This window comes from Cellulosimicrobium sp. G4 BAM 1002, assembly GCF_057126935.1.
Map to the genome: position 1 here is coordinate 610,491 of NZ_CP182109.1, position 23,688 is coordinate 634,178.

Below are 23,688 nucleotides of genomic sequence, written 5' to 3' on the forward strand. Positions count from 1 at the left end.
GCGAAGAGGTCGTCGTCGGCCATGGTCAGGCGTCGCTCGTCGTCGCGGCGAAGACGACGAGCATCGCGAACAGGGTGCAGACCGCCCCGACGACGATGCCGGTGATCGCGAACCCGCGGCCGCGCGTCCCGTCGCGCATCACCTGGTTGAGCGCGACGATCCCCAGCACCAGCCCGACGACGCCGGGGAAGCCCGCGCACAGCACGAGGCTCGCGATCGACACGATCATCGACGCCAGCGCCAGCCCGTTGGTGCGCGGCGGCGGCGCGTACCCGTAGGCGCCCGGGTACCCGGGCGCGGGGTAGGGAGACCCGTACGCCGCCGGCGCGGCGGGGCCGTACGGCGAGGCAGGCGGCCCGAAGCCGGCAGAGGGCCCGTACCCGGGGGGTACGCCCGGCCCGGGCGGAGTTCCGTACCCGGAACCGCCGCCGGCTCCCGAGGGCGCGACGAAGCCGCCAGGCTCCGTCGGCGGGGGCGTGGCGGGCGCCGCGTCCGAGGGCAGGTCGTACGGGGTGAGGGGCGGCTGGTGCGGCCGGGGTGCGGCGTACGGGTCCGACGGCTCGTCGGGAGACCCGTACGGCGGGACGGGCGGTGTCGTCATGCACACACCGTAGCGACGCCGCGCGGCTCAGCCGTCCAGGTCCACGACCACCGGCACGTGGTCGGACGCGCCCTTGCCCTTGCGCTCGTCGCGTTCGATCGACACCCCGGCCACCCGGGCGCGCGCGGCAGGGGAGAGGTACGCGAAGTCGATCCGCATGCCCTGGTTCCGCGGGAACCGCAGGCGCTGGTAGTCCCAGTAGGTGTACGTGTGCTCGGCCGGGATCGCCTCGCGCGTCACCTCGGTGTACCCGGCGGCGCCGAACGCGGCGAACGCGTCACGCTCCGCCGGGGTCACGTGCGTCTTGCCGGCGAAGTACCCGACGTCCCACACGTCGGTGTCGAGCGGCGCGACGTTCCAGTCCCCGACGAGCGCGACCTGCGCCGTCGGGTCGTCGGCGAGCCGGCCCGCGGCCTGGGCGCGCAGCGCGTCGAGCCAGGCCAGCTTGTACGTGTAGTGCGGGTCGCCGACCGCACGCCCGTGCGGGACGTACAGGCTCCACACGCGCACGCCGCCGCACGTCGCGCCGAGCGCACGCGCCTCGACGCGGCCGTCGAAGGCGGGCTGGCCCGGGAAGGAGGTCGCGACGTCGTCCAGGCCGACGCGCGAGACGACGGCCACGCCGTTCCACTGGTTCACCCCGACGTGCGCCACCTCGTAGCCCGCCGCCTCGAACGGCGCGACGGGGAACTGCGCGTCGGCGCACTTGGTCTCCTGGAGCGCGAGGACGTCGGTCCCGGACCGCTCCAGGAAGTCGACGGCCCGGTCGACCCGGGCACGGACGGAGTTGATGTTCCAGGTCGCGAGGCGCACGGGCCCCAGCCTAGGTCGTGGCGCGCCCCGCCACGCGGGGCCGCGGATGGCTCGCGAACCGTAGGCTGTGGCCATGGCGACAGCACTCATCACCGGCGCGAGCGCCGGACTGGGCCTGGAGTTCGCGTGGCAGCTCGCCACGGCGAAGCACGACCTCGTGCTCGTCGCGCGCGACGAGGCCCGTCTCGACGAGGTCGCGCGGCAGATCCGGGCCGCTGCAGGCGTCGGCGTCCAGGTCCTGCCGGCGGACCTCTCCGTGCCCGACGACGTCGCGCGCGTCGCTGGACGGCTCGCCTCGACCGGTGGCCCGGACGAGCGCCCGGTCGGCCTGCTCGTCAACAACGCGGGCTTCGCGACCCACCAGCACTTCGTCGGCGGCGACCTCGAGGTCGAGATCCGCGCGCTCGACGTCATGGTCCGCGCCGTCATGGTGCTGTCGCACGCGGCCGCCGGGCAGATGACGACCCGCGGACGAGGTGCGGTCCTCAACGTCGCGTCCGTCGCGGCGCTCACCGCGGGCGGCACGTACGCCGCCGCGAAGGCCTGGGTGCGGTCGTTCACCGAGGGCCTCGCCGTCGAGCTCGCCGGCACCGGCGTCACCGCCACGGTCCTGTGCCCCGGGTTCACCCACACCGAGTTCCACGAGCGCGCGGGCATCGACAAGTCCACGCTGCCCGACGTCGCGTGGCTGAACGCCGACCGCGTCGTCGCGACGGCGCTCGCGGACGTGCGGCGCGGGGTCGTCATCTCGACGCCCTCGGTGCGCTACCGCGTCGCGTCCGCCGCGCTGCGCGCGATGCCGCGCTCCGCCGTCCGCGCCATCGGCAAGTACCGCTGACCCGCGCCGCTGACGGCGACTACCCTTGGCGGTCGTGACCAACGACTCCGCACCGACGCTCTCCTCGACGCCCCGTGAGCAGCTGCTCGCCCTCATCCGCGAGCTCGCCGTCGTGCACGGCAGGGTGACGCTGTCCTCGGGCAAGGAGGCGGACTACTACGTCGACCTGCGCCGCGTGACCCTGCACCACCGTGCCGCGCCGCTCATCGGGCACCAGCTGCTCGACCTCCTCGAGGAGCGTGGTCTCGGCACGGCCGAGATCGACGCCGTCGGCGGCATGACGCTCGGGGCCGACCCCATCGCGACCGCGCTCCTGCACGCCGCCGCGTCGCGCGGGCAGGACCTCGACGCGTTCGTCATCCGCAAGGAGGCCAAGGCCCACGGCATGCAGCGCCGCATCGAGGGCCCGGACATCGCGGGCCGCAGGGTCGTCGTCGTGGAGGACACGACGACCACCGGTGGCACGCCGATCACCGCGATCGAGGCGGTGCGCGAGGCGGGCGGCGAGGTCGCCGGGGTCGTGACGATCGTGGACCGCGCGACGGGCGCGGGCGAGAAGATCGAGGCGCTCGGGGTGCCCTACCACTTCCTGTTCGGCCTGGACGACCTCGGGCTCGCCTGACCGGACGGGCCGGTCGTCGCGTCCGTCAGACCAGGTCGACGAGGTCCGCGACGGAGTCGACCACCTTGCTCGGCCGGAACGGGAAGCGGTCGACCTCGGACGCGCGCGTCGACCCCGTCATGACGAGGTAGGTGTACAGGCCCGCCTCGATGCCCGCGACGACGTCGGTGTCCATGCGGTCGCCGACCATCGCGGTCTTCTCGGAGTGCGCGTCGATGCGGTTGAGCGCGGACCGGAACATCATCGGGTTGGGCTTGCCCACGAAGTAGGGCTTGCGGCCCGTCGCCGCGGTGATCATCGCGGCGACGGCGCCGGTCGCGGGCAGCGGGCCCTCCTGCGACGGGCCCGTCGTGTCGGGGTTCGTGCAGATGAAGCGCGAGCCGCCGCGGATGAGGCGGACGGCCTTCGTGATGGCCTCGAACGAGTAGGTACGGGTCTCGCCGAGCACGACGTAGTCCGGGTCGGACTCCGTGAGCGTGTACCCCGCCTCGTAGAGCGCCGTCGTCAGCCCCGCCTCGCCGATCGCGTACGCGCTGCCACCCGGCACCTGGTCGTGGAGGAACTGGGCGGTCGCGAGCGCCGACGTCCAGATCGCCTCCTCGGGCACGTCGATCCCCGACGTCGCGAGCCGGGCGCGCAGGTCGCGCGCCGTGAAGATCGAGTTGTTCGTGAGGATGAGGAACGGGCGCTCCTTGTCGCGCAGCGCGCGCACGAACTCCGGGGCGCCGGGGATGGCGTGCCCCTCGTGCACGAGCACGCCGTCCATGTCCGTCAGCCAGCTGGAGATCTCGCGGGTCATCTCAGGCGTCCTTCCCGTTCTGCTCGCCCTGCACGACGGCGGTCGCGTCCTCGGCGAGGTCCGCGCGGCCGGCGTCACCGGCGTCCGCCTCGATCTGCGCCACGAGCGCCGCGGCACGCTTCTCGGCGCGTCGGGCGCGCCACACCTCGACGACCATCGGGAGCACCGAGAGGAACACGATCAGAAGGACGAGCGCCTCGATGTTCTCCTTGACGAACGTGATGTTGCCGAGCAGGTAGCCGAGCCATGTGAGGCCCACGGCCCACAGGAGCGCGCCGAGCGCGTTGAAGCCGACGAAGTGCCTGTACCGCATCTTGCCGACGCCGGCCGCGACGGGCGCGTAGGTCCGCACGATGGGGACGAACCGCGCGATGACGATCGTCCGGCCGCCGTACCGCTCGAAGTAGGCGTTGGTCTGGTCGATGTACTTGCGCTTGAAGAACCTCGAGTCGGGCTTGTCGAAGATCTTCGGCCCGACCGTCCGGCCGATGAGGTACGCCGTCTGGTCGCCGAGGAAAGCCGCGGCGAACAGCAGCGCCAGCAGGACGGGCAGGCTGATCTGCAGCGAGTCCTGCGCGACGAGCGCGCCGGCGGTGAACAGCAGCGAGTCGCCCGGGAGGAGGGGGAACAGCAGGCCGGTCTCGATGAAGATCACGACCACGATCCCGACGAGCGCCGCGTCGCCGAACCGCTCGATGAGCGTCATCGGGTCCATCCAGTCGGGGCCCAGGGCGGCGACGGGTCCGGCCGCGCCGAGGCTGGCGGCGTGGGCGACGCCGTCGGGCAGGGCGCTCGCGAGCGCGGCGAGGGTGTTCACGGGTCACCAGCGTAGTGGGGCCTCCGCGACGTGCCGTGGCGCCGGGCGCTCGGCGGCCGTGCGTGCCGGCGACCGGTCCGCGGACGCCGGGGCAGAATGTCCGGCATGGCGACGATCGCGGTGGTGGGCGGCACGGGCGCGGCGGGCCGCGCCGTCGTCGAGGAGGCTGTGGCGCGCGGCCACGAGGTGCTGGTCCTGTCCCGGCACGTGCCCGACGACGGGGCGCTTCCACCCGGTGCGACGCACCACCGCGTGGACCTCCTCGCGGCCGACGAGGCGGCGGTCTCCCGGGCCCTGGACGCGGCGCTCGCGGGCGCGGACGCGGTGGTCGACGCGAGCAACGGCCAGACACCGGGTGCGATGCGGGTCTTCACCGTCGGTGCGCCTCGTCTCGCGGACGCGGCCGGTCGTGCGCGCGTCGGGCGCGTCGTCGTGCTCTCGATCGCGAACGTGGACCGCGCCGACTACGGCTACTACCGCGCCAAGACGGAGCAGGAGCGGATCCTCGCCGAGCGCGGCACGACCACCACGATCGTCCGGGCGACGCAGTTCCACGAGTTCCTCGAGATCTTCCTCGGCCGCGACGGTCGCCTGGGGCGCTGGGCGCGGCTCGGGCTGCTGCCCGTGCCCCGGGGTGTGCGGTTCCAGCCGATCGCGCTCGTCGACGTCGCGCGTGCGCTCGTCGACGCCGCCGAGGGGACGCCCCCCGAGGGCGGGCTCCCGGGCCCCGGACCGGACGCCAGGACGGTGACGATCGGTGGACCGGAGATCCTCGACTCCCGTGCGATGGCACGCGCGTGGCGGGCAGCGCACGGGTCGCGGCGGCCGGTCGTCGGCGTCCCGCTGCCCGGCGCGCTCGGCGCGTTCTTCCGGGCCGGGCACAACCTCGTGCCGGACCGCCGCTACGGGACGCTCACCTACCGCGCATGGCTCGTGAGCCGTCCGTGACGGGCGCCTCGGAGAACGACGCCCCGGCGGGCGACGCGCCGCGGGACGACGCGGAGCGGGAGGTCGGGGTGGGCCCGTGGCCCGGCGGGCCCGACGCCTGGCCGCGCGTGCCCGACCCCGCGGGGCCACCGGGGGCGACGGCGATCGACCCCCGGTACGACCCCGAGCTGCTCGCCCACGGGGACCGCCGCAACGTCGTCGACGCCTACCGGTACTGGACGGTCGAGGCGGTCGTCGCGGACCTGGACGCACGGCGCGACCCGGCCCGCTCGCTGCACGTCGCGATCGAGAACTGGGCCCACGACCTCAACATCGGCTCGGTCGTGCGCACGGCCAACGCGTTCAACGTGGCAGGCGTCCACGTCGTCGGCCGACGGCGCTGGAACCGGCGCGGCGCGATGGTCACGGACCGCTACCTGCACGTGCACCACCACGCCTCCGTCGCCGAGCTGGCCGCGTGGGCCGCCGACGCGGGGCTGCCCCTGCTCGGCGTCGACAACCTCCCGGGCTCGGTGCCGATCGAGGGGTACCCGCTCCCGCCGTCGTGCGTGCTGCTGCTCGGCCAGGAGTCGTCCGGCCTGACCGCGGAGGCGGTCGAGGCGTGCCGCGACGTCCTGCACATCACGCAGCACGGGTCGACGCGCTCGATCAACGCGGGCGCCGCGGGCGCGATCGCGATGCACGCCTGGGCGCGCGTCCACGGGGGCAGCGCGGACGCCGGAGGACCACGGGTCGAACGGCCCTGACGGCCTCCGAGGCATCCGTGCCAGACTTTGCCTGACAACAACCACCCCGCACGACTCCCCAGGAGCTCCGCATGCCCATCGCAACCCCCGAGGTCTACGCCGACATGATCGACCGGGCGAAGGCAGGCAAGTTCGCCTACCCGGCCGTCAACATCACGTCGTCGCAGACCATCACCGCCGCGCTCCAGGGCTTCGCCGAGGCGGAGTCCGACGGCATCATCCAGGTCTCGGTGGGTGGCGCCGAGTACGGCTCGGGCGCGACGATCAAGGACCGCGTCACGGGCTCCCTCGCCCTCGCGGCGTACGCGGCCGAGGTCGCGAAGAACTACCCCGTGCAGATCGCGATCCACACGGACCACTGCGCCAAGCAGAACCTCGACTCCTGGGTCCGCCCGCTGCTCGCCCTCGAGGCGGAGCAGGTGAAGAACGGCGGCCTGCCGACCTTCCAGTCGCACATGTGGGACGGCTCGTCCGTGCCGCTCGACGAGAACCTCCAGATCGCCGAGGAGCTCCTCGCGCTCTCGGTCGCCGCGAACACCATCCTCGAGATCGAGGTGGGCGTCGTCGGTGGTGAGGAGGACGGCCACGAGGCCGCGATCAACGACAAGCTCTACACGACGGTCGAGGACGGTCTCGCGACGGTCCGCGCGCTCGGCACGGGCGAGAAGGGCCGCTACCTCACGGCGCTGACCTTCGGCAACGTGCACGGTGTGTACAAGCCGGGTGCCGTCAAGCTCCGCCCGTCGCTCCTCAAGGAGATCCAGGACGGCGTCGGCGCCGAGGTCGGCAAGGAGAACCCGTTCGACCTCGTGTTCCACGGCGGCTCCGGCTCGACGGCCGAGGAGATCTCCGAGGCTGTCGACAACGGCGTCATCAAGATGAACATCGACACGGACACGCAGTACGCGTTCACGCGCCCGGTCGTCGGCCACATGTTCTCGAACTACGACGGCGTGCTGAAGATCGACGGCGAGGTCGGCAACAAGAAGGCGTACGACCCGCGCGCGTGGGGCAAGCTCGCCGAGGCCGGCATGGCCGCCCGCATCGTCGAGGCGTCGCAGCAGCTGCGCTCGGCGGGCAACAAGCTCCGCTGACGCTCGCGGCCTGAGCCGGCGCCCGGCGTCGGCCGTGCTCGCGCGAAGGCCCCGGTCCCTACGGACCGGGGCCTTCGTCGTCTCTGAGGAGTGCGACGCCGCGCGTCAGCCCGGCGTGGGCGTGCCGCCCGGGCGCTCCTCGATGTCGAAGCCGGGGTCGACGTCCACGATGTCGAGGAGCTCGCCGATGCGGGTCACCTCGAGGAGGAACCGGACGGTCGGCGGTGCGCGCAGGACCCGCACGCGGTGCGGACCGCGCGACGGGCGAGGAACGCCACGCCGGAGGAGTCCATGAACGTGACGTGGTGCGCGTCGATCTCGACCGGCAGACCGGAGTCCTCCGCCGCGGCGGTCGCCTCCTGGAGGTCCGCGCCCAGGTCGGCGTCGATCTCGCCCGAGAGCACGATGCGCGCGCGCGACGTCCCCACGATGACGTGCACGCTTGCCGGGTCGCCCGCTCGTGCGGGCTCGCCGGCGATGCCGACCGGACGGTCGGCGGCCGAGGATGTTCCTTCGCGCACCGGCTCTCCTTTCCGCGGATCCGGACCGGTTCCGGTCTCGGGAAGCACCAATCTACGGTTGAATGTCCAGTCGGGACAGTAACGCGACCGATGCGTGGGAAGCCAGACCGCCCACGCACGAACTGCCGGAGGTGACGATGGGCGGCTCGCCGGGACTCGGCACCGACCTGCCCGCGCACGTCCAGGAGCTCTGCACGCGTGCGATGGAGGGCGCCGGCGTCGCGATGTTCGTCACCGGACCCCGGTCGGCCGAGATGCCGATCGTCTGGGTGAACCGGGCGTTCGAGCGGCAGACGGGATTCTCCGCGGCGGAGCTCGTGGGCCGCAGCCCGCACGTCCTCGAGGCGCTCCTCAGCGAGCCCGTGGACGCGGAGTCGCTGCGCGAGGCGATCGTCGCGGAGCGGGAGGTCACGCACACGGTCCGCGCGCTGCGACGCGACGGCGCGCCGGTGTGGAGCCAGCTGTCGCTCGCCCCCCTGACCGACCAGAGCGGTGAGGTCACCCACTGGGTCGGCGTGCAGGTGGACGTCTCCGAGCACCTCGAGCGCTACGCCGACCAGGTCGCCTCGCTCGCGCACGAGCGGCGAGAGCGGGCGGTGCTCGACGTCGTCGCGCGCACGTCGGACCTCCTGGCCGACCTCGACCAGCCCTACGCGCTGCGCGACATCACGGCGCTCCTCACGGGGTACGTCGTCGACTGGTCGGGGTTCTACCTCAACGACGACGGTCTCCGGTTCGCCGAGGGCGTGGACACCGCGGCGCCGCCGAGCGGTCGTGGCCAGCGCCACGGCCGGTACACGCCCGGGGCGCACCCCTCGATGTCGGGGATCCAGGACACCGACGCGCTGGGTGACGCGGCGACCGAGAGCGCCTCGACCCCGCGGGCGCGGCTCGTGGACGTGCCCGACCGCGTGCAGGACGTCCTCGACGGCCGGATCGAAGGTCCCGTGACGCTCGACCTGTCGTCGAGCTACCCCCAGTGGTCCGCGTCGGGCTGGCTCCAGCGCGACCTGCTGCACCGGCTGGGCGGCCTCGGGCACCGGCCCGAGGTCGTGACGGTCTCCGCGGTCCCCGGCCGTCGGCGCATCCTCGGGCTCCTCGTCACGGGCGAGGCCCCGGGAGCGCCGGACGGCCCGCTGGGCCCGGACACCGAGGGGCGCGGCGGCGTCCGCACGCTCCTGCAGGTCATCGCACGGCGCGCGGGCGCGGCCATCGACAACGTGCGCCTGTACGCGCGCGAGCACCGCCTCGCGGAGACCCTGCAGCGCGCGATGCTCCCCGAGCAGGCCGACGTCACCGGGCTCGACGTGTGGACGTACTACGCGCCGAACTCCGAGCACGCACAGGTGGGCGGCGACTGGTACGACGTCCTGCAGATCGCGCCCGACGTCGTCGGGCTCGTCATCGGGGACGTGGTGGGGCACGACGTCGAGGCGGCCGCCGCGATGGGCCAGCTGCGCTCGGTCGTGCGCTCCTACGCGTACGAGCTCACGACGCCCGGGCCCGTGCTGGAGCGCGTCGACCAGCTCGTGCAGGGGATGCGCATCCCCCGGTCGGCGAGCCTCGTCTACGCGGCCCTCACGCAGCCCGACGCGGAGGAGCCGACCGACGCGTGGCGCATCGAGTACTCGCGCGCCGGGCACCTGCCGCCGCTCCTGCTGCGCGAGGGCACGGTGACCCAGCTGGACGACGCCGGCGGCGCGCTCGTCGGCTTCGGGGGGCGCAGCCGGTCGACCGGCGTCGCGACCCTGCGGCCGGGCGACACGCTCGTCTTCTACACCGACGGGCTCATCGAGCGCCGCGACCGCGCGCTCCGGGTCGGGCTCGACGCCCTCGTCGCCGCGACCGCGGCCGTCACCGCCGTCGACGCCGCCGGCGTGGGCGAGGAGCTGCTGTCGCGCCTCGCCGACGCGCCCGAGGACGACGTGGCGCTCGTCGTCGTGCGCATCCCGGACCCGGTGCACGACCCGTCGGCGGTCGTGCTGAGCCCGCGCAGCCGCCGGTGGCTGCTGCCGAGCGAGCCGGCGTCGATCGGGCGCGCGCGGCACGCCGTCGTGCGCACGTGCCAGGCGTGGGGCGTCCAGGACAGCGCGAACGCGGAGCTCGTCGTGTCGGAGCTCGTGGCGAACGGCGTGCTGCACGGGTGGGGGCACCTGGCGCTGCGTCTGTTCGACACCGGCGACGGGATCCGTGTCGAGGTCGAGGACTCCAACCCGGCGCCGCCGGTGCCCACGGACGGTCACCCGAACCGCATGGGCGGGTTCGGCATGCAGATCGTCGAGCGGCTCGCCGACTGGGGCTGGCGGCCGACGGCGTCCGGCAAGCTCGTGTGGGCGACGCTGCGGCCCTCCGGGCGATAGCCGGTCGGCAGGGCCGACGTCAGGCCGGGGGCTCGACCTTCGCGAAGCCGGACGGCGGCGTCGCGGGCTCGCAGCGGTGGTCGGCGTCGATCCGGAACAGCTCGAGCGCGCCGCAGACCTCGAGCACGAAGAGGTCGCGGTCGTCGCAGCCGCGCAGGACGGTCGCGCCGCCGCGCTTGCGACCGGCGTCGGCGAGCGAGATGAGAAACGCCGCCCCGGTGGAGTCCATGAACGTCACGCGGCACATGTCGATGACCAGGAGCTGACGGCGCAGGCCGACGACCCGGGCGGCGATCTCGGGGAACTGGTCGCGCTCGGCGAGGTCGAGATCACCCGCGATGACGAGGGTCGTCGTCGCGGGGGACGTGGCGATCTCGATCATGCGGTCGACTCTAATCGGCGCCCGGGTGGGCCGCCCGTCCGGGCCGTGCGCGCGCTCGTCAGCGCAGGGCGCGGACCTCGTCGGCCGACGTGCCCGAGTCGCGCAGGAACTGCTCGCACCGCTGCGCCTCGTCGACCTCGCCGATGTACGCGGCGCACTCGGCGAGCGCGAGCAGCGAGCGGAGGAAGCCCTGGTTGGGGACGTGGTCCGCCGGGATCGGCCCCTGGCCGCGCCACCCGGCCCGACGCAGCGAGTCGAGGCCGCGGTGGTAGCCGGTGCGCGCGAACGCGTACGCGGTGACGGCACCCTTCGACCCGTTCTCGTGGAGGAAGTCCTCCGCGAGGTGCGCCCACGCGAGCGAGCTCGACGGGTACCGCCCCGCGATCTCGTACGGGTCGCCGTCGGCGGCGATCGCCTCACGGACGGCGGCGAAGTCGTCGGGCAGGCGGACGGGTGCGGGGCCGTCGAGGAGGTTCGCGTGGGAGTCGCTCATGGGGCCATTGTGCCCAACCCGGGGTTCGGGGGCACGAGCCACCGCCGAACCCGGGGCTACACGGCACGACGGGCTTCCCGTGACGCGAAAGTCCGGGTTCGGCGGAATGGGTGGCCCGCAACCCCGGGTTCGGCGGAGGACGCGACGGCGCGCCGTGGACCAGCGGCGCCCGGAAGGTCAATATCGGTCGTTGGACCGGTAAACTCGGCGCCGGTCCCCGGGTGACTGCCGCCCGGGTGACGCCTCGGGCCCGCGGGCCCTGCGCCGTCGGGCACGACCTGCCCGCGCCGCTCCGGACGCCGGTGCGCCCCCGACCATGACCGGCCCGAGGAACAGGCAGTGCGAAAGTGGGGATTCCATGCCAGGCGTGGTGCTCGTCGGTGCCCAGTGGGGCGATGAGGGCAAGGGCAAGGCGACCGACCTGCTCGGGTCCCGAGTCGACTACGTGGTCAAGTTCAACGGCGGCAACAACGCCGGGCACACGGTCGTCATCGGGGACGAGAAGTACGCGCTCCACCTGCTGCCGTCGGGCATCCTGTCCCCGGGCGTCACGCCGGTCATCGCGAACGGCGTCGTCGTGGACATCGAGGTCCTGTTCCAGGAGCTCGACGACCTGATCTCGCGCGGTGTGGACGTCTCCCGCCTGCTCGTCTCGGGGTCCGCGCACGTCATCGCGGGGTACCACCGCACGATCGACAAGGTGAGCGAGCGGTTCCTCGGCAAGCGTCGCATCGGCACGACCGGGCGGGGCATCGGCCCGGCGTACGCGGACAAGATCAACCGCGTCGGCATCCGCATCTGGGACCTGTTCGACGAGAAGATCCTCGCCGAGAAGATCGAGGGCTCGCTCGACCAGAAGAACCACCTGCTGGTCAAGGTCTACAACCGCCGCGCGATCACGGTCGACGAGACCGTCGCCGAGCTGCTCCAGTACGCCGAGCGCCTCAAGCCGATGGTGGCCGACACGGCGCTCGAGCTGAACAAGGCGCTCGACGCCGGCAAGAACGTCCTGTTCGAGGGCGGGCAGGCGACCATGCTCGACGTCGACCACGGCACCTACCCGTTCGTGACGTCGTCCAACGCGACGGCCGGTGGCGCCCTCACGGGGTCGGGCGTCGGGCCGACGCGCATCAGCTCCGTCATCGGGGTCATCAAGGCCTACACGACCCGCGTGGGCGAGGGCCCGTTCCCCACCGAGCTGTTCGACGCGAACGGCGAGTACCTGCTCAAGCAGGGCGGCGAGTACGGCGTGACGACGGGTCGCGCGCGCCGCTGCGGCTGGTACGACTCCGTCATCGCGCGCTACGCGACCCGCGTCAACGGCATCACGGACATGGTGCTCACCAAGCTCGACATCCTCACGGGCTTCGAGAAGGTGCCCGTGTGCGTCGCGTACGACGTCGACGGCGTCCGCTACGACGAGATGCCCCTCGACCAGACCGCGTTCCACCACGCGAAGCCGATCTACGAGGAGCTCGACGGCTGGTGGGAGGACATCTCCGGCGCCCGCACCTTTGAGGACCTTCCCGTCAACGCGCAGCGCTACGTCCTCGCGCTCGAGGAGATGTCGGGGACGCGCGTCTCGGCGATCGGCGTCGGCCCGAGCCGCGACGCGATCATCCCGCGCCACGACCTCATCCACTGACGAGCCTCGTACCGCCGACCACGGCCCGGACGCCCCGAGGGGCGCCCGGGCCGTCTCGGTAGACTCGGCGCCCGTGAAGATCCTCGTCGTCGGGACCGGTGCCCGCGAGCACGCCATCGTCCACACCCTCGCGCACGAGGCCGACCGCACGGGAGCGGACCCGCACGAGCTCCACGGCGCGCCCGGGAACCCGGGCATCGGCGCGCTCGCGACGCTCCATGCGGTGGACCAGAACGACGGCGCCGCGGTGACCGCGCTCGCGACGCGGCTCGCCGTCGACCTCGTCGTCGTCGGGCCGGAGGCGCCGCTCGTCGCGGGTGTCGGCGACGCGGTGCGCGAGGCCGGGATCCCGGTGTTCGGGCCGGGGGCGGAGGCCGCCCGCCTCGAGGGCTCCAAGGCCTTCGCGAAGGACGTCATGGCCTCGGCGTCGGTCCCGACGGCGCTCGCGCACGTGTGCGCCGACGTCGACGAGGTCGCCGCCGCGGTCGACGCGTTCGGCCCGCCCTACGTCATCAAGGACGACGGTCTGGCCGCTGGAAAGGGTGTCGTCGTCACGGATGACCGCCAGGCGGCGCTCGAGCACGCGGCGGCGTGCTTCGCGTCGCCGCGCGTCGGGCCGGACGGCTCGCCCGAGGACCCGCGCGTCGTCGTGGAGGAGTACCTCGACGGCCCCGAGGTGTCGCTGTTCTGCATCAGCGACGGCGCGACCGTCCTCCCGCTCGCCCCGGCCCAGGACTTCAAGCGCGCGTTCGACGCCGACGCCGGCCCCAACACGGGCGGCATGGGCGCCTACAGCCCGCTCCCGTGGGCGCCCGAGGGTCTGGTCGACGAGGTCGTCACGCGCGTCGCGCAGCCGACGATCGACGAGATGGCGCGGCGCGGGACGCCGTTCGTCGGGGTCCTGTACGTGGGGCTAGCGCTGACGAGCCGCGGCACGCGCGTCGTCGAGTTCAACGCGCGGTTCGGCGACCCGGAGACGCAGTCGGTGCTCACGCGCCTCGCGACGCCGCTGTCCGCCGTGATGCTCGCGGCGGCGCAGGGCCGCCTCGCCGAGATCGGCTCGCTGCGCTGGCACGACGACGCGTCGGTCACGGTGGTCGTCGCCGCCCACGGGTACCCGGGCGCGGTGCGCGGCGGCGACCCGATCACGGGCATCGAAGACGCCGAGGACGTCGAGGGCGTGCACGTGCTCCACGCGGGGACCGCGCGCGCGGACGACGGCGGACTGGTCGCCTCGGGCGGCCGCGTGCTGTCGGTCGTGGCGCGCGGGGCCGACCTGGCCGAGGCGCGTCGTCGGGCGTATGCCGCGGTCGAGCGCATCGTGCTCCCCGGCTCGCACCACCGCACCGACATCGCGGCCAAGGCCGCCGCGGGCGAGGTCACCCTCGCCGGTTGACACGGCGCCGTCGGGCCTGACGTGCCGCGTCGCCGCCGCCGAGAACGAGGTTCCTCGCTGCCGAGCACGACGTTGCTGTCGTTCTGCGAGCGTTGACGACAGCAACGTCGTGCTCGGCGCGCCTGGGGATGATTGTCAGGCGCGGTGCCACTTCTGGGCCGCCGTGCCGTTGCACGTCCAGATCTGGAGCTTCGTGCCGTCGTTGCTGTTGCTGCCCGGTACGTCGACACACTTGTTCGCGAGCACGGACACGAGGTCGCCCGCGCCGCTCAGGACGAACTGCTGGGCCGGGTTGCCGCTGCAGTTCGCGAGCTGCACTGCCGTGCCGTCCGCGGTGCTCGCCCCGGCGACGTCCATGCACTTGCCCCCGGCGCGGACCGTCCCGTCGGGCTCGAACGTCCAACGCTGGGCGCTCGTGCCGTTGCACGTCCACAGCTGCAGCCGCTTGCCGTCGCTGAAGTCCGATCCGGGGACGTCGATGCACTTGCCCGCCAGCCCGACGAGCGCGGTCGCCGACGCGCCGCCCGTGGTCACGAGCGAGAGCCCGTAGACGTCGAGGATCGGTCGCAGCGGCTGGTAGATCGAGTTCCCACCGTTGCTGCAGTTCCCGCCGGCCCCGGACATGACGCCCTGCGCCTGGTTCCCCGAGACGACCGAGCCGCCGGAGTCGCCGCCCTCCGCGCACGCTGTCATCGAGACGAGACCGTAGACCGGCCCGTTGGAGTAGTTGACCGTGACGTTCTTGGCCGTGATGGTGCCGCAGCGCCAGCCCGTCGTGGCCCCGGAGCGGCACACGGACGCGCCGACGGGAGCCTCGGCCGAGCCGGCGACGTCGACGGTGCCGCCCGCGTAGTTGTTCACGCGCGGGACGGGGGTGAAGCCGCCGTCGACGCGCACCCACGCGTAGTCGTTGCCGGGGAACGACGACGCCTGGACCGTGCCCATGCGCGCCCAGGAGGCTGTGAGGGACTCCTGGCCGGCCGAGCCGCAGTGGCCGGCGGTCACGAACCCGCCCCGGACGGCGAACCCGACGGAGCAGGCCGCGCCCGACGACGCGCCCGGGTTCCGGGTGATGTACCGGTCGCCGCCGCGGACGTCCGCGACGGGCTCGTACGGGGCGGCGACGACCTCCGTGCGTACGGCTGCGGGGTCCACGCCGGCGCCGGCGACGAACGACTCGGCCGCCCGTCCGTCGACCGCCTGGACGACGACCACGTTCGTCGTCACGTCGACGTACCAGGCCTGGACGGCATCAGGAGTCTCGGCGTCGCTCAGCGCCCGCGCGGTGGCGTCGAGCGCGTCGAGGCTGCGGTCGACGAGGACGGCGTCCGCCCCCGTCGCCCCGACGGCCGGCAGCAGGGACGCGTCGGTGACGGCGACGACCGGCGTCCCCGCCGTCGCGTCGACCCACGTGCCGGCGTAGGCGGTGCCGAGCTCGGCGCTGACGGCGCGTTCGACGGCTCCGGTCGCGGCGTCGAGGGCGAGCCGCTCGTCGACCTCCCCGAGGTCGAGGCCGAGGTCGCGCGTCAGAGCCCGCACGTGGCCGGAGGGCAGGTCGGCTGCGGTGGGGATGGTGAGGAGGGCCGTTGCCGAGGCGATCGTGGCGGTGCTGGCGATCGTGGCGGTGCTGGCGGTGCTGGCGATCGTGGCGGTGCGGGCGGTGCTGGCGGTGCTGGGGGTGACTGCTCCCGCGGCGGACGCCGGGGACGTGACGCCGACGCCGGCGGCGATCAGGCCGATCCCTCCTGCGAGCGCTGTCAGACGGTGGTGCAGCTTTCCGTGGTGCATCTTTGCCTCCGTGGTGCGGAACAGCGACGCCGCACTGGTCGGCGACGTCGCGGACGGGTGGTGCTGATCCGTGCTGATCCGTGCTGCTGCCCCGCGAACCGGGGCGTCCTGCTCCGTACGGGAGCCTCTGTCGGCGGTGAGAGAGCGCTCCCATGCGATGGTAAGGCACCATAGCAAACACCTGGGGGCTCGCGCCTCGGACGCATTACGGGCGTGACGACGGGCGGTGGGAGACTAGGGCCCGTGACCGACACGCCCCTGGATCCCGCACCGGCGCTCTCGCTCGGCGAGGTGGACGCGTTCGACACCGCCGCGCTCGAGCTGCCGGGATGGCGGCACGTCTACTCCGGCAAGGTCCGCGACCTCTACGAGCCCGACCTTCCCGCGGTCGGCGGCGTCCACCCGCTCGGGGACGTCGTGCTCGTCGTCGCGAGCGACCGCGTGAGCGCCTACGACCACGTGCTGTCGCCGGGGATCCCCGACAAGGGCGTCGTCCTCACGCAGCTCAGTCTGTGGTGGTTCGACCAGCTCGCCGACCTGGTGCCGAACCACGTCGTGTCCACCGACGTCTCCGCCGTGCCGGGCGACGGGCTCGTGCCCGACGTCGTCGCCGGGCGCGCGATGATCTGCCGCCGCCTCGAGATGTTCCCCGTCGAGTGCGTCGCGCGGGGTTACCTGACCGGCTCCGGGCTCGTGGAGTACCGCGCCGGGGGCGAGGTGTGCGGGGTGCCGCTGCCCGACGGCCTCGTCGACGGGTCGCGACTGCCCGAGCCGATCTTCACACCCGCCACGAAGGCCGCCGTCGGCGAGCACGACGAGAACGTCTCGTTCGACGTCGTCGCCGCGCAGATCGGACTCGACGACGCCACGCGGCTGCGCGACCTCACGCTCGCGGTCTACGGGCGTGCCGACGAGATCGCGCGCGAGCGCGGCGTGATCCTCGCCGACACGAAGCTGGAGTTCGGCGTCGACCCCACGACGGGTGAGACGGTCCTCGGAGACGAGGTGCTCACGCCCGACTCGTCGCGCTTCTGGCCTGCGGACCAGTGGGAGCCGGGCCGCTCGCAGCCGAGCTTCGACAAGCAGCACGTGCGCGACTGGCTCGCGTCGCCGTCCTCCGGCTGGGACCGCGCATCGGACACCCCGCCGCCCTCGCTGCCTGCCGACGTCGTCGCGCGCACCCGGGCCCGCTACCTCGAGGCCTACGAGCGTCTCACCGGCACGACCCTCGCGTGACCGAACCCGTTCACGCGGTGCGCAGGGCACCCGGCCGGACGTAGACGTGGCCGCTCGGCGCGGTCCAGCGCACGGCGCCGTCGGCGAGCAGCGCCGGCCGCCAGCCGTCGCGACGGCGCACCACACGGTGGTGGCGGCACAGGGCGACGAGGTTGTCGGCCTCCTGCGCCGCCACCCACGCGTCGTCGTCCGCGTCGGGGCGAGGTGCGACCACGTGGTCGAGGTCGCACCGGAACGCCGGCACGCGGCAGCCGGGGAAGGCGCAGGTCTCGTCGCGCGTGAGGACGCGCGCGACGGTCCGGGGCGACGGCCGCGCTCGGGGGCGTTGGGACGTCGGGCCGGCCGTTGTCGTTGCTGCCACGCGAGACCTCCCTGCCTCGGGACCGTGCGGTTCGTGCGAGGGCGGAGAAGGGGCAGGACTCCGCCCTCGCACTGTGCTCGAGCGTGCGTCTCGAACACATGTTCGATCGTAGCGCGACCCTCCGACACGGCGCACGGCTTGCTCCATAGGTCGCACGGCTTGCTCCATAGGTCGTCGGGCGATATATATCGACCATGACTGCCGCTGACGGCTCGCCGCCCTTCCGCATGACCGAGCAGGCGTACCTCGTGCTGCTCGCCCTCACCGGCGAGCCGCGGCACGGGTACGCGGTGATCCAGGCGGTCCGCGAGCTGTCCGACGGCCGCACCCGGCTCGGCGCCGGCACGCTCTACGGCAACCTCGACCGGCTCGTGTCCGCGGGCCTTGTCGAGGCCGCGGGCGAGGAGGTCGTCGACGGAAGGTTGCGCCGCTACTACCGCGCGACCGACGGCGGACGACGAGCAGCCCGCGCCGAGACCTTGCGTCTCGCGGAGCTCGCCGAGCGGGCGAGACGATCGCTCGCGCGCGGCTCCGCACCCGGAGCCGGAGGCGATCTCGCCGGGAGCGGGGCATGACGGCGCAGGACCGGGCCTCGCGCGGCGGCACCAGCCGCTACGAGCGGTCCGCCCGGTTCTGGCTGCGCGCCTACCCGCGCCGGTGGCGAGACCTCCACGGCGAGGAGGCGCTCGCGGTCCTCCTCGACCTCGCGGGGCCCACGGTCCCGCCCGCTCCCGGGTCCGACCACGCACGCTCGCCCCGGTGGGTCGGCGTGCGGGAGGCGGTGGGGCTCGTGCGCGCGGGGTGGGGGCTGCGGTGGCGCGAGCACCCGCCGCTCGGCCGGTGGCTCCTCTACCGCCTGTTCGACGCGCGGTTGCCGGCGACGCACTGGTGGTGGGTCGCCGACGATCTCCACGGAGCGCTCTACCCGTGGCGGTCCAAGCTCTTCAACATCGTGGTCGTGCTCGCGGCCTGGTACGGGGCGCCGCTCGTCGGGTGGGCGCTCCACGGTGAGTGGGACCCGATCTTCCCGCCGTGGGTCGCGCTCGTGATCGTCGGCGTCTTCACCGGCGCCGGCTTCCTCTGGCGGCGACAGTACGTCGAACGCGCGTGGCGCAAGCACGTGCTCGAGGGCAACATCCCTGTCGACCCGCCGCGCGCCGTCGACGCCTGACCCGCTGCTTCGGGACCGGGCTGGGGCGGACCGCCGCTCGACCGCGTGGAGCATTTGCGGACACGGGTCCGGGCGTCACGCGTGCCTGGGTAGAATGGCCGCGGAATCCCGCCGTCGGCTCCCGCTCGTCCGCACCCGGCCGTCCTCGACGCCCGTGACGTGGCCGGGATCCCGGAGCCCCGGCCCTCCCGAACACTCTCGCCAAGGAGCCCCCGTGGGACGCGTCGTCGTCGAGGTCATGCCCAAGCCCGAGATCCTGGACCCGCAGGGCAAGGCTGTCGTCGGGGCGCTGCCGCGCCTCGGTTTCACCCAGTTCACCTCCGTCCGTCAGGGCAAGCGGTTCGAGCTCGAGGTCGACGGCCCGGTGACGCCCGAGATCCTCGCCGCCGCCGAGGAGGCTGCGGTCAAGGTGCTCTCGAACCCGGTGATCGAGGACGTCGTGCGCGTCGCGGACATCGAGACGGACGCGGCCGCCACGATCACCTCGCAGGGCCTCGCCTGATGACCGGGACGGCTCTCGCGACCGCCAAGGTCGGCGTCGTCACGTTCCCCGGCACGCTCGACGACCGTGACGCCGCGCGCGCGGTGCGTCTCGCCGGCGGCGAGGCCGTGTCGCTGTGGCACGCGGACGCTGACCTGCACGGTGTCGACGCGGTCGTCCTGCCGGGCGGCTTCTCCTACGGCGACTACCTGCGCGCCGGTGCGATCAGCCGCTTCGCGCCCGTCATGGACTCGATCGTCGACGCGGCCAACGGCGGCCTGCCCGTCCTCGGCATCTGCAACGGGTTCCAGGTCCTCACCGAGGCCCACCTGCTGCCCGGGTCGATGGTCAAGAACGACCACCTGCACTTCGTCTGCCGCGAGCAGGTGCTCGTCGTGGAGAACGCCGACACCGCCTGGACGCGCGACTACAGCGCCGGTCAACGGATCACGATCCCGCTGAAGAACCAGGACGGCCAGTTCGTCGCCGACGAGCGCACGCTCGACGAGCTCGAGGCCGAGGGCCGCGTCGTCTTCCGCTACGACGGCCACAACCCCAACGGGTCGCGCCGCGGCATCGCGGGCATCAGCAACGCGGCGGGCAACGTCGTCGGTCTCATGCCGCACCCCGAGCACGCGGTGGAGGCGGGCTTCGGCCCGGCGAGCGAGGCCGGCCCGCGCGCCGGTACCGACGGGCTGGGCTTCTTCACGTCGGTGCTGGGCACGCTCGTCAACCCGTGACGGTCCTGCCCGACGCCGTCCGCGCGCCCGGTCTCTCGCGCGTCACGGTCGAGGCGGTCCCCGGGGACGACGCCGACGCCGTTCGCCTGCAGGCGGCGCAGCAGGCCGAGCTCGCCGAGCGCTACGGCGAGCCGGACGCCGGCACGTTCACGCCGGACGCGATCCTCGCGAACCTCGTGGTCCGCGCTGACGGAGAGGCCGTCGCGTGCGTCGCGGTGCGCGACGTCTCGGGCACGCCCGACGGCCGCGGCGGGACGCACCCGCCGGAGACCGGCGAGATCAAGCGCCTCTACGTCGATCCGGCGGCGCGCGGTCGGGGGTTCGCCCGCCTCGTCATGCGCGCCGCCCATGACCATGCCGTCGGCGCCGGTCTCGCGCGTCTCGTCCTCGAGACCGGGACGCTGCAGCCCGAGTCGATCGACCTCTACCTCTCGCTCGGGTACGTTCCGATCGAGTCGTACGGCCACTACGCCGGGCAGGCGCTCTCGCGCTGCTTCGGCCTGGACCTCGGGACGCACGCGGCTCCTCGCGTGACGGGGAGCAAGGCGCAGCCCGTACGGCCTGTCGCCCTCGAGCTGCGCGCCGTCGCGTGGGACGACCCGGACGCGCGGGCGCTGCGTCGCGAGATGCACGAGACCTCGTCCGTGGTGCTCTACCCCGAGCTGTTCGTCGGGCTCGACCCAGCGGGCGGGTACGAGGCCGTGGACGCGCGCCTCGGTGCCGACGTCGTGATGACGCTCGTCGCCGTCCGCGACGGCGAACCCGTCGGGTGCGCGTCGCTCCGGCGCCCGGCACCCGGTGCGCCGCGGGACGCGCTCGAGGTGAAGAAGGTCTTCGTGCGCGAGCAGGCACGGCGCACCGGGACCGCACGCGCCCTCCTGCTGGCGCTCGACGTCGCGGCGCGCGAGCTCGGCGCGCAGACCCTGCTCCTCGAGACCGGCATCCGGCAGCCCGGCGCGATCGCGCTGTACCGGTCGCTCGGCTACCGCGCGGTGCTGACCTTCCCGCCGTACGACGACGGGAACGACGTCGCGCTCTGCTTCGCGAAGAGCCTGCGCTGACGCCGCAGCGACGCCGTGGGGCTGGGCGGCGGTGTCCGTTCTGGATAGAGTGTCCGGCGTGATCCCTCTCGCCTCCGGTGCCTACTCGGTCGGCGCGCTCTTGTCGGAGCTCCTCGCGTGGGTGACGGCCGTCGCGTCGCGCGTCCCCGGCCGCGTCGGGGCCCTTGCAGGCGAGGTGCGCGAGACCGCGTCCGACTGGGGTCTGCCGGTCGCGGAGGTGGCCGACCTGTACGCCGCTCCTGTCCGGCTCGGCCTCGCCGTGGCCGCCGTCGCGCTCCTGAGCGCCGTCGCCGTGCTCGTGCACGCGCTGCGCGAGCGGCGTCGCGCCACGCGCTGAGGTCACCCCGCGGCGACCAGCGGCCGTACCTCGCGCCCGAGGAAGCGGACGAACCCGTCGAGGTCCGGTTCGTCGGCGGTCGGCTGGACCGCGACGGCGGTCGCGCCCGCGGTGACCAGCGCCCGGACCGCGTCGGCGATGGTCGTGGCGTCGCCGGCCGCGCCGATGCCTTGACCGGGCTCCTTGCCCCACAGCGGCACCTCGCGGTCCAGGCGCTCCTGCGCGCCCGGGCCGGTCGCGGCGATGAGCGTGGCGTGCACGTCGTACCCGGTCCGCGCACCGCCGTCGTGCGCGGCCGCGACCGCAGCCCGCACGTCCTCCGGGGTCAGCGCGTTCGCGAGGATCAGCCCGTCGCCCAGCTCGCCCGCCAGGGCGAGCGACCGCGGGCCGACCCCACCCAGCCACAGCGGGACGGGCTCGGTGGGCGGCCAGTCGAGCCGCACGCCGTCGAGCGAGACGTACCGGCCCGACGTCGTGACCTCCTCGCCCGCGAGCAGCCGCCGCAGCGCCGTGGCGTGCTCGCGCAGCAGCGTCAGGGGTGAGTCGACCCGGACCCCGGCCTGACCCATCCAGGCCTGCACGCCGTGCCCGACGCCGGGGACGAAGCGCCCTGGGAACATGCGGGCCAGCGTCGCGACCTCCATCGCGGTGATCGCCGTGCTGCGCAGCGGCGCGGGCATGAGGCCCAGACCCACGCGCAGGCGGTCCGTCCAGGCCAGCGCCGCGGCCGCCGAGGTGAGGCCGCTCTGCTTGAAGCAGTCCTCCCACACCCACAGGTCGTCGAGGCCCGCCTCCTCGGCGGTCACGGCGAGCCGTCGCAGGCTCTCGGGTGCGTGGGTGGGGACGAACGCGATGCCGAGCCGGGTGTCGAGGCGTGGTGTCGTCATGCGTCCAGCGTGCCGTGGGCCACCGACACTCAGCCGTCCTCGGCCAGGAACGCGAGCTGGGCCGCGACGGACTGGCGCGCCGCGCCCCGTATGGACGGGTCCACGTCGGCGTAGACGCGCGCGACGACCTCGTCCGCGGCGTGCCGTGCGTCCGGCGTCAGCCCGAGCGCGGCGAGCGCCGCACGGAGCTGGGCCAGTCGCGCGTTGCGGTGCTCGCGGTACGCGCGCACCCGGGCTGTCAGGTCGTCCACCGCCGGGCCGTGGCCGGGGAGCCCCGTCGTCGGTCCAGCCGTGCGGGTCGCCGTCGCCTCGATCGCGTCGAGGCTCGCGAGATACGCACCGAGCGACCCGTCCGGCGCGGCGATCACCGTCGTCCCGGTCCCGAGGACCGTGTCACCCGTGAGGACCGTGGCGACCGGGCCGTCGTCGGGCAGCACGAGGCATACCGAGTCCGCGGTGTGACCCGGCGTGGCGAGGACGTCGATCCGCAGCCCCGCCGCGCGGATCGTCTCGCCGTCCTGCAGCGGTGCGCCGCCGTGGCAGTGCGCCGGGTCGGCGCCGCGCACGGGGGCTCCGGTGCGCTCGCGCAACCCCAGGGAGCCCGCGGTGTGGTCGGCGTGGCGGTGGGTGACGAGGACGAGCTCGACCGGTCCCGCGGCCGCGAGCGCGTCCAGGTGCGCCGCGTCGTCCGGCCCGGGGTCCACGACGACGCACGCCGCTGAGCCCGGCGCGCGCAGCACGTACGAGCGCGTGCCGTCGAGCGTCATCGGGCCGGGGTTGTCCGCGCGCAGCACGGACGCGAACCGGGTGACGGGTGTCTGCGCGGTCACGTCACACGACCTGGATGGGGCCCGGGTAGCGGCCGAGCACGTCGTCGTGGGTGACGAGGGTGTGCCCCGTCGTCAAGGCCTGGGCGACGAGCAGTCGGTCGAAGGGATCGCCGTGGATAGGGGGGAGTGCTCTCACCGCGGCGGCGGCGATCCCGTCGACGGTCAGCTCGACGAAGCCGATGTCGAGGGCGGCCTTCCGCGCCTCGATCGGGTCCACGGTGAACTCCGGTCTGCCGAGCGAGGTCTTGATGGCGATCTCCCACACGTTTACCGCGCTGAACCAGACGTCGGTCTCGGGGTCGCCGAGCTCGTCGAGGGCTCCGTCGGGCAGGTGTCGAGGCTCGTACAGGGCCCAGAGCAGCAGTTGCGTGTCGAGGAGGATCGTCACTCGGAGCCCTCGAACATCGTGATGATCTCGTCCTGCGCCCAGGTGTCGAAGTCGGGCGGGATCGTCGCGCGGCCGGCGAGGATGCCGAGGCGGCGCCGGGGGCGAGGTCCGGACGTCGCGGACATCAGCCGGGCGACAGGCTTCCCCGCGCGCGCGATGACGATCTCCTCGCCTGCCTCCACCTCCGCCAGCAGGCGCGACAGGTGGGTCTTCGCCTCGTGGACGTTGACGGTCTTCACGGTGTGCCTCCGTGTCGAGCAAGCGGGACCGGGTGGACTAAGCCAGGCTAGTCCATCATCGCTCCGACCGGGAAGCGCCTCGGTGTGGCGACCC

Annotated in this window: 28 protein-coding genes; 15 read left to right on the forward strand and 13 right to left on the reverse strand. The window is 73.7% G+C overall.

Annotated elements, in window-relative coordinates; genetic code table 11:
* Window positions 1-25: 25 nt before the first annotated feature.
* Both ACMXGY_RS02765 and ACMXGY_RS02770 read right to left on the reverse strand, forming a co-directional pair.
* Window positions 26-601, reverse strand: a complete 576-nt coding sequence (locus ACMXGY_RS02765; protein ID WP_483775359.1) for a DUF4190 domain-containing protein — start codon at window positions 599-601, stop codon at window positions 26-28.
* A 27-nt stretch (window positions 602-628) separates the two neighbouring features.
* Window positions 629-1,414 (reverse strand): exodeoxyribonuclease III, encoded by a 786-nt coding sequence (locus tag ACMXGY_RS02770; RefSeq protein WP_483775360.1) that lies wholly within the window; start codon window positions 1,412-1,414, stop codon window positions 629-631.
* 73 nt (window positions 1,415-1,487) lie between these two features.
* On the opposite strand from ACMXGY_RS02770, the gene ACMXGY_RS02775 reads away from it, so the two are divergent.
* Both ACMXGY_RS02775 and pyrE read left to right on the forward strand, forming a co-directional pair.
* Window positions 1,488-2,252: an SDR family NAD(P)-dependent oxidoreductase gene (locus tag ACMXGY_RS02775; RefSeq protein ID WP_483775361.1), complete on the forward strand. Its 765-nt coding sequence runs from the start codon at window positions 1,488-1,490 to the stop codon at window positions 2,250-2,252.
* A 34-nt stretch (window positions 2,253-2,286) separates the two neighbouring features.
* Complete coding sequence (pyrE, locus tag ACMXGY_RS02780; RefSeq protein ID WP_483775362.1) at window positions 2,287-2,874, forward strand: orotate phosphoribosyltransferase; 588 nt, start codon at window positions 2,287-2,289, stop codon at window positions 2,872-2,874.
* 25 nt (window positions 2,875-2,899) lie between these two features.
* Here pyrE and ACMXGY_RS02785 read toward each other — a convergent pair whose 3' ends face one another.
* Window positions 2,900-3,673: an HAD-IIA family hydrolase gene (locus ACMXGY_RS02785; protein WP_483775363.1), complete on the reverse strand. Its 774-nt coding sequence runs from the start codon at window positions 3,671-3,673 to the stop codon at window positions 2,900-2,902.
* Between the two features lies 1 nt (window position 3,674).
* On the reverse strand, window positions 3,675-4,490 hold the full coding sequence (locus ACMXGY_RS02790) for a VTT domain-containing protein (protein WP_483775364.1): 816 nt from the start codon (window positions 4,488-4,490) through the stop codon (window positions 3,675-3,677).
* 105 nt (window positions 4,491-4,595) lie between these two features.
* Between ACMXGY_RS02790 and ACMXGY_RS02795 the strand changes: the two genes are divergently transcribed.
* The 3 genes from ACMXGY_RS02795 to fbaA all read left to right on the forward strand — a co-directional run bounded on the left by ACMXGY_RS02795 (window position 4,596) and on the right by fbaA (window position 7,278).
* The gene (locus ACMXGY_RS02795; protein WP_483775365.1) at window positions 4,596-5,438 is read left to right on the forward strand and encodes an SDR family oxidoreductase; all 843 of its coding nucleotides are present in this window, start codon (window positions 4,596-4,598) and stop codon (window positions 5,436-5,438) included.
* The gene (locus ACMXGY_RS02800) at window positions 5,417-6,184 is read left to right on the forward strand and encodes a TrmH family RNA methyltransferase (protein WP_483775366.1); all 768 of its coding nucleotides are present in this window, start codon (window positions 5,417-5,419) and stop codon (window positions 6,182-6,184) included. Before ACMXGY_RS02795 ends, ACMXGY_RS02800 begins: the two co-directional genes overlap by 22 nt.
* A gap of 71 nt (window positions 6,185-6,255) precedes the next feature.
* Entirely contained in the window at window positions 6,256-7,278 is a 1,023-nt protein-coding gene (gene fbaA / locus ACMXGY_RS02805; RefSeq protein ID WP_483775367.1) for a class II fructose-bisphosphate aldolase, read from the forward strand.
* Between the two features lie 194 nt (window positions 7,279-7,472).
* On the opposite strand, the gene ACMXGY_RS02810 is transcribed toward fbaA, so the two are convergent.
* Complete coding sequence (locus tag ACMXGY_RS02810; protein WP_483775368.1) at window positions 7,473-7,799, reverse strand: STAS domain-containing protein; 327 nt, start codon at window positions 7,797-7,799, stop codon at window positions 7,473-7,475.
* A 137-nt stretch (window positions 7,800-7,936) separates the two neighbouring features.
* On the opposite strand from ACMXGY_RS02810, the gene ACMXGY_RS02815 reads away from it, so the two are divergent.
* On the forward strand, window positions 7,937-10,159 hold the full coding sequence (locus ACMXGY_RS02815; RefSeq protein WP_483775369.1) for an ATP-binding SpoIIE family protein phosphatase: 2,223 nt from the start codon (window positions 7,937-7,939) through the stop codon (window positions 10,157-10,159).
* A gap of 19 nt (window positions 10,160-10,178) precedes the next feature.
* Here ACMXGY_RS02815 and ACMXGY_RS02820 read toward each other — a convergent pair whose 3' ends face one another.
* Entirely contained in the window at window positions 10,179-10,541 is a 363-nt protein-coding gene (locus ACMXGY_RS02820; protein ID WP_483775370.1) for an STAS domain-containing protein, read from the reverse strand.
* 58 nt (window positions 10,542-10,599) lie between these two features.
* Window positions 10,600-11,034, reverse strand: a complete 435-nt coding sequence (locus ACMXGY_RS02825; protein WP_483775371.1) for a DUF3151 domain-containing protein — start codon at window positions 11,032-11,034, stop codon at window positions 10,600-10,602.
* A 358-nt stretch (window positions 11,035-11,392) separates the two neighbouring features.
* On the opposite strand from ACMXGY_RS02825, the gene ACMXGY_RS02830 reads away from it, so the two are divergent.
* Both ACMXGY_RS02830 and purD read left to right on the forward strand, forming a co-directional pair.
* Window positions 11,393-12,679, forward strand: a complete 1,287-nt coding sequence (locus ACMXGY_RS02830; RefSeq protein WP_483775372.1) for an adenylosuccinate synthase — start codon at window positions 11,393-11,395, stop codon at window positions 12,677-12,679.
* 73 nt (window positions 12,680-12,752) lie between these two features.
* Window positions 12,753-14,075, forward strand: a complete 1,323-nt coding sequence (purD, locus tag ACMXGY_RS02835; RefSeq protein ID WP_483775373.1) for a phosphoribosylamine--glycine ligase — start codon at window positions 12,753-12,755, stop codon at window positions 14,073-14,075.
* A 135-nt stretch (window positions 14,076-14,210) separates the two neighbouring features.
* Here purD and ACMXGY_RS02840 read toward each other — a convergent pair whose 3' ends face one another.
* A complete protein-coding gene (locus tag ACMXGY_RS02840) occupies window positions 14,211-15,863 on the reverse strand; it encodes an RICIN domain-containing protein (RefSeq protein WP_483775374.1) in 1,653 nt (550 codons plus the stop codon).
* A gap of 291 nt (window positions 15,864-16,154) precedes the next feature.
* Between ACMXGY_RS02840 and ACMXGY_RS02845 the strand changes: the two genes are divergently transcribed.
* On the forward strand, window positions 16,155-17,099 hold the full coding sequence (locus ACMXGY_RS02845; RefSeq protein WP_483776772.1) for a phosphoribosylaminoimidazolesuccinocarboxamide synthase: 945 nt from the start codon (window positions 16,155-16,157) through the stop codon (window positions 17,097-17,099).
* A gap of 10 nt (window positions 17,100-17,109) precedes the next feature.
* On the opposite strand, the gene ACMXGY_RS02850 is transcribed toward ACMXGY_RS02845, so the two are convergent.
* A complete protein-coding gene (locus tag ACMXGY_RS02850) occupies window positions 17,110-17,460 on the reverse strand; it encodes an HNH endonuclease signature motif containing protein (protein WP_483775375.1) in 351 nt (116 codons plus the stop codon).
* Window positions 17,461-17,654: 194 nt separating this feature from the next.
* Between ACMXGY_RS02850 and ACMXGY_RS02855 the strand changes: the two genes are divergently transcribed.
* The 6 genes from ACMXGY_RS02855 to ACMXGY_RS02880 all read left to right on the forward strand — a co-directional run bounded on the left by ACMXGY_RS02855 (window position 17,655) and on the right by ACMXGY_RS02880 (window position 21,250).
* The gene (locus ACMXGY_RS02855; protein ID WP_483775376.1) at window positions 17,655-18,035 is read left to right on the forward strand and encodes a PadR family transcriptional regulator; all 381 of its coding nucleotides are present in this window, start codon (window positions 17,655-17,657) and stop codon (window positions 18,033-18,035) included.
* Window positions 18,032-18,631: a hypothetical protein gene (locus ACMXGY_RS02860; RefSeq protein ID WP_483775377.1), complete on the forward strand. Its 600-nt coding sequence runs from the start codon at window positions 18,032-18,034 to the stop codon at window positions 18,629-18,631. Before ACMXGY_RS02855 ends, ACMXGY_RS02860 begins: the two co-directional genes overlap by 4 nt.
* A gap of 214 nt (window positions 18,632-18,845) precedes the next feature.
* Window positions 18,846-19,133, forward strand: coding sequence for a phosphoribosylformylglycinamidine synthase subunit PurS (gene purS / locus ACMXGY_RS02865; protein WP_483775378.1), 288 nt, complete (start codon window positions 18,846-18,848; stop codon window positions 19,131-19,133).
* The gene (purQ, locus tag ACMXGY_RS02870) at window positions 19,133-19,852 is read left to right on the forward strand and encodes a phosphoribosylformylglycinamidine synthase subunit PurQ (RefSeq protein WP_483775379.1); all 720 of its coding nucleotides are present in this window, start codon (window positions 19,133-19,135) and stop codon (window positions 19,850-19,852) included. Before purS ends, purQ begins: the two co-directional genes overlap by 1 nt.
* Window positions 19,849-20,913, forward strand: a complete 1,065-nt coding sequence (locus ACMXGY_RS02875) for a GNAT family N-acetyltransferase (protein ID WP_483775380.1) — start codon at window positions 19,849-19,851, stop codon at window positions 20,911-20,913. The genes purQ and ACMXGY_RS02875 overlap by 4 nt, the downstream gene beginning before the upstream one ends.
* Window positions 20,914-20,971: 58 nt before the next feature.
* A complete protein-coding gene (locus ACMXGY_RS02880; protein ID WP_483775381.1) occupies window positions 20,972-21,250 on the forward strand; it encodes a hypothetical protein in 279 nt (92 codons plus the stop codon).
* A gap of 2 nt (window positions 21,251-21,252) precedes the next feature.
* Here the strand turns inward: ACMXGY_RS02880 and ACMXGY_RS02885 are convergent, their stop codons facing one another.
* Genes ACMXGY_RS02885 through ACMXGY_RS02900 form a run of 4 tightly spaced genes read right to left on the reverse strand, consistent with a single transcriptional unit; the run spans window position 21,253 to window position 23,594 of the window.
* On the reverse strand, window positions 21,253-22,137 hold the full coding sequence (locus ACMXGY_RS02885) for an LLM class flavin-dependent oxidoreductase (protein ID WP_483775382.1): 885 nt from the start codon (window positions 22,135-22,137) through the stop codon (window positions 21,253-21,255).
* Between the two features lie 29 nt (window positions 22,138-22,166).
* Window positions 22,167-22,967, reverse strand: coding sequence for an MBL fold metallo-hydrolase (locus ACMXGY_RS02890; RefSeq protein WP_483775383.1), 801 nt, complete (start codon window positions 22,965-22,967; stop codon window positions 22,167-22,169).
* A gap of 1 nt (window position 22,968) precedes the next feature.
* A complete protein-coding gene (locus ACMXGY_RS02895; protein WP_483775384.1) occupies window positions 22,969-23,355 on the reverse strand; it encodes a type II toxin-antitoxin system VapC family toxin in 387 nt (128 codons plus the stop codon).
* A complete protein-coding gene (locus ACMXGY_RS02900) occupies window positions 23,352-23,594 on the reverse strand; it encodes a type II toxin-antitoxin system Phd/YefM family antitoxin (RefSeq protein WP_483775385.1) in 243 nt (80 codons plus the stop codon). Before ACMXGY_RS02900 ends, ACMXGY_RS02895 begins: the two co-directional genes overlap by 4 nt.
* Window positions 23,595-23,688 lie beyond the last annotated feature (94 nt).

Bases quoted from the DNA above. Each gene is read 5' to 3' on its own strand.
- ACMXGY_RS02765 (WP_483775359.1), bottom strand. From the start codon at position 601: ATGACGACACCGCCCGTCCCGCCGTACGGGTCTCCCGACGAGCCGTCG.
- ACMXGY_RS02775 (WP_483775361.1), top strand. From the start codon at position 1,488: ATGGCGACAGCACTCATCACCGGCGCGAGCGCCGGACTGGGCCTGGAG.
- ACMXGY_RS02785 (WP_483775363.1), bottom strand. From the start codon at position 3,673: ATGACCCGCGAGATCTCCAGCTGGCTGACGGACATGGACGGCGTGCTC.
- ACMXGY_RS02795 (WP_483775365.1), top strand. From the start codon at position 4,596: ATGGCGACGATCGCGGTGGTGGGCGGCACGGGCGCGGCGGGCCGCGCC.
- ACMXGY_RS02800 (WP_483775366.1), top strand. From the start codon at position 5,417: ATGGCTCGTGAGCCGTCCGTGACGGGCGCCTCGGAGAACGACGCCCCG.
- fbaA (WP_483775367.1), top strand. From the start codon at position 6,256: ATGCCCATCGCAACCCCCGAGGTCTACGCCGACATGATCGACCGGGCG.
- ACMXGY_RS02815 (WP_483775369.1), top strand. From the start codon at position 7,937: ATGGGCGGCTCGCCGGGACTCGGCACCGACCTGCCCGCGCACGTCCAG.
- ACMXGY_RS02820 (WP_483775370.1), bottom strand. From the start codon at position 10,541: ATGATCGAGATCGCCACGTCCCCCGCGACGACGACCCTCGTCATCGCG.
- ACMXGY_RS02825 (WP_483775371.1), bottom strand. From the start codon at position 11,034: ATGAGCGACTCCCACGCGAACCTCCTCGACGGCCCCGCACCCGTCCGC.
- ACMXGY_RS02830 (WP_483775372.1), top strand. From the start codon at position 11,393: ATGCCAGGCGTGGTGCTCGTCGGTGCCCAGTGGGGCGATGAGGGCAAG.
- ACMXGY_RS02840 (WP_483775374.1), bottom strand. From the start codon at position 15,863: ATGCACCACGGAAAGCTGCACCACCGTCTGACAGCGCTCGCAGGAGGG.
- ACMXGY_RS02855 (WP_483775376.1), top strand. From the start codon at position 17,655: ATGACTGCCGCTGACGGCTCGCCGCCCTTCCGCATGACCGAGCAGGCG.
- ACMXGY_RS02860 (WP_483775377.1), top strand. From the start codon at position 18,032: ATGACGGCGCAGGACCGGGCCTCGCGCGGCGGCACCAGCCGCTACGAG.
- purQ (WP_483775379.1), top strand. From the start codon at position 19,133: ATGACCGGGACGGCTCTCGCGACCGCCAAGGTCGGCGTCGTCACGTTC.
- ACMXGY_RS02885 (WP_483775382.1), bottom strand. From the start codon at position 22,137: ATGACGACACCACGCCTCGACACCCGGCTCGGCATCGCGTTCGTCCCC.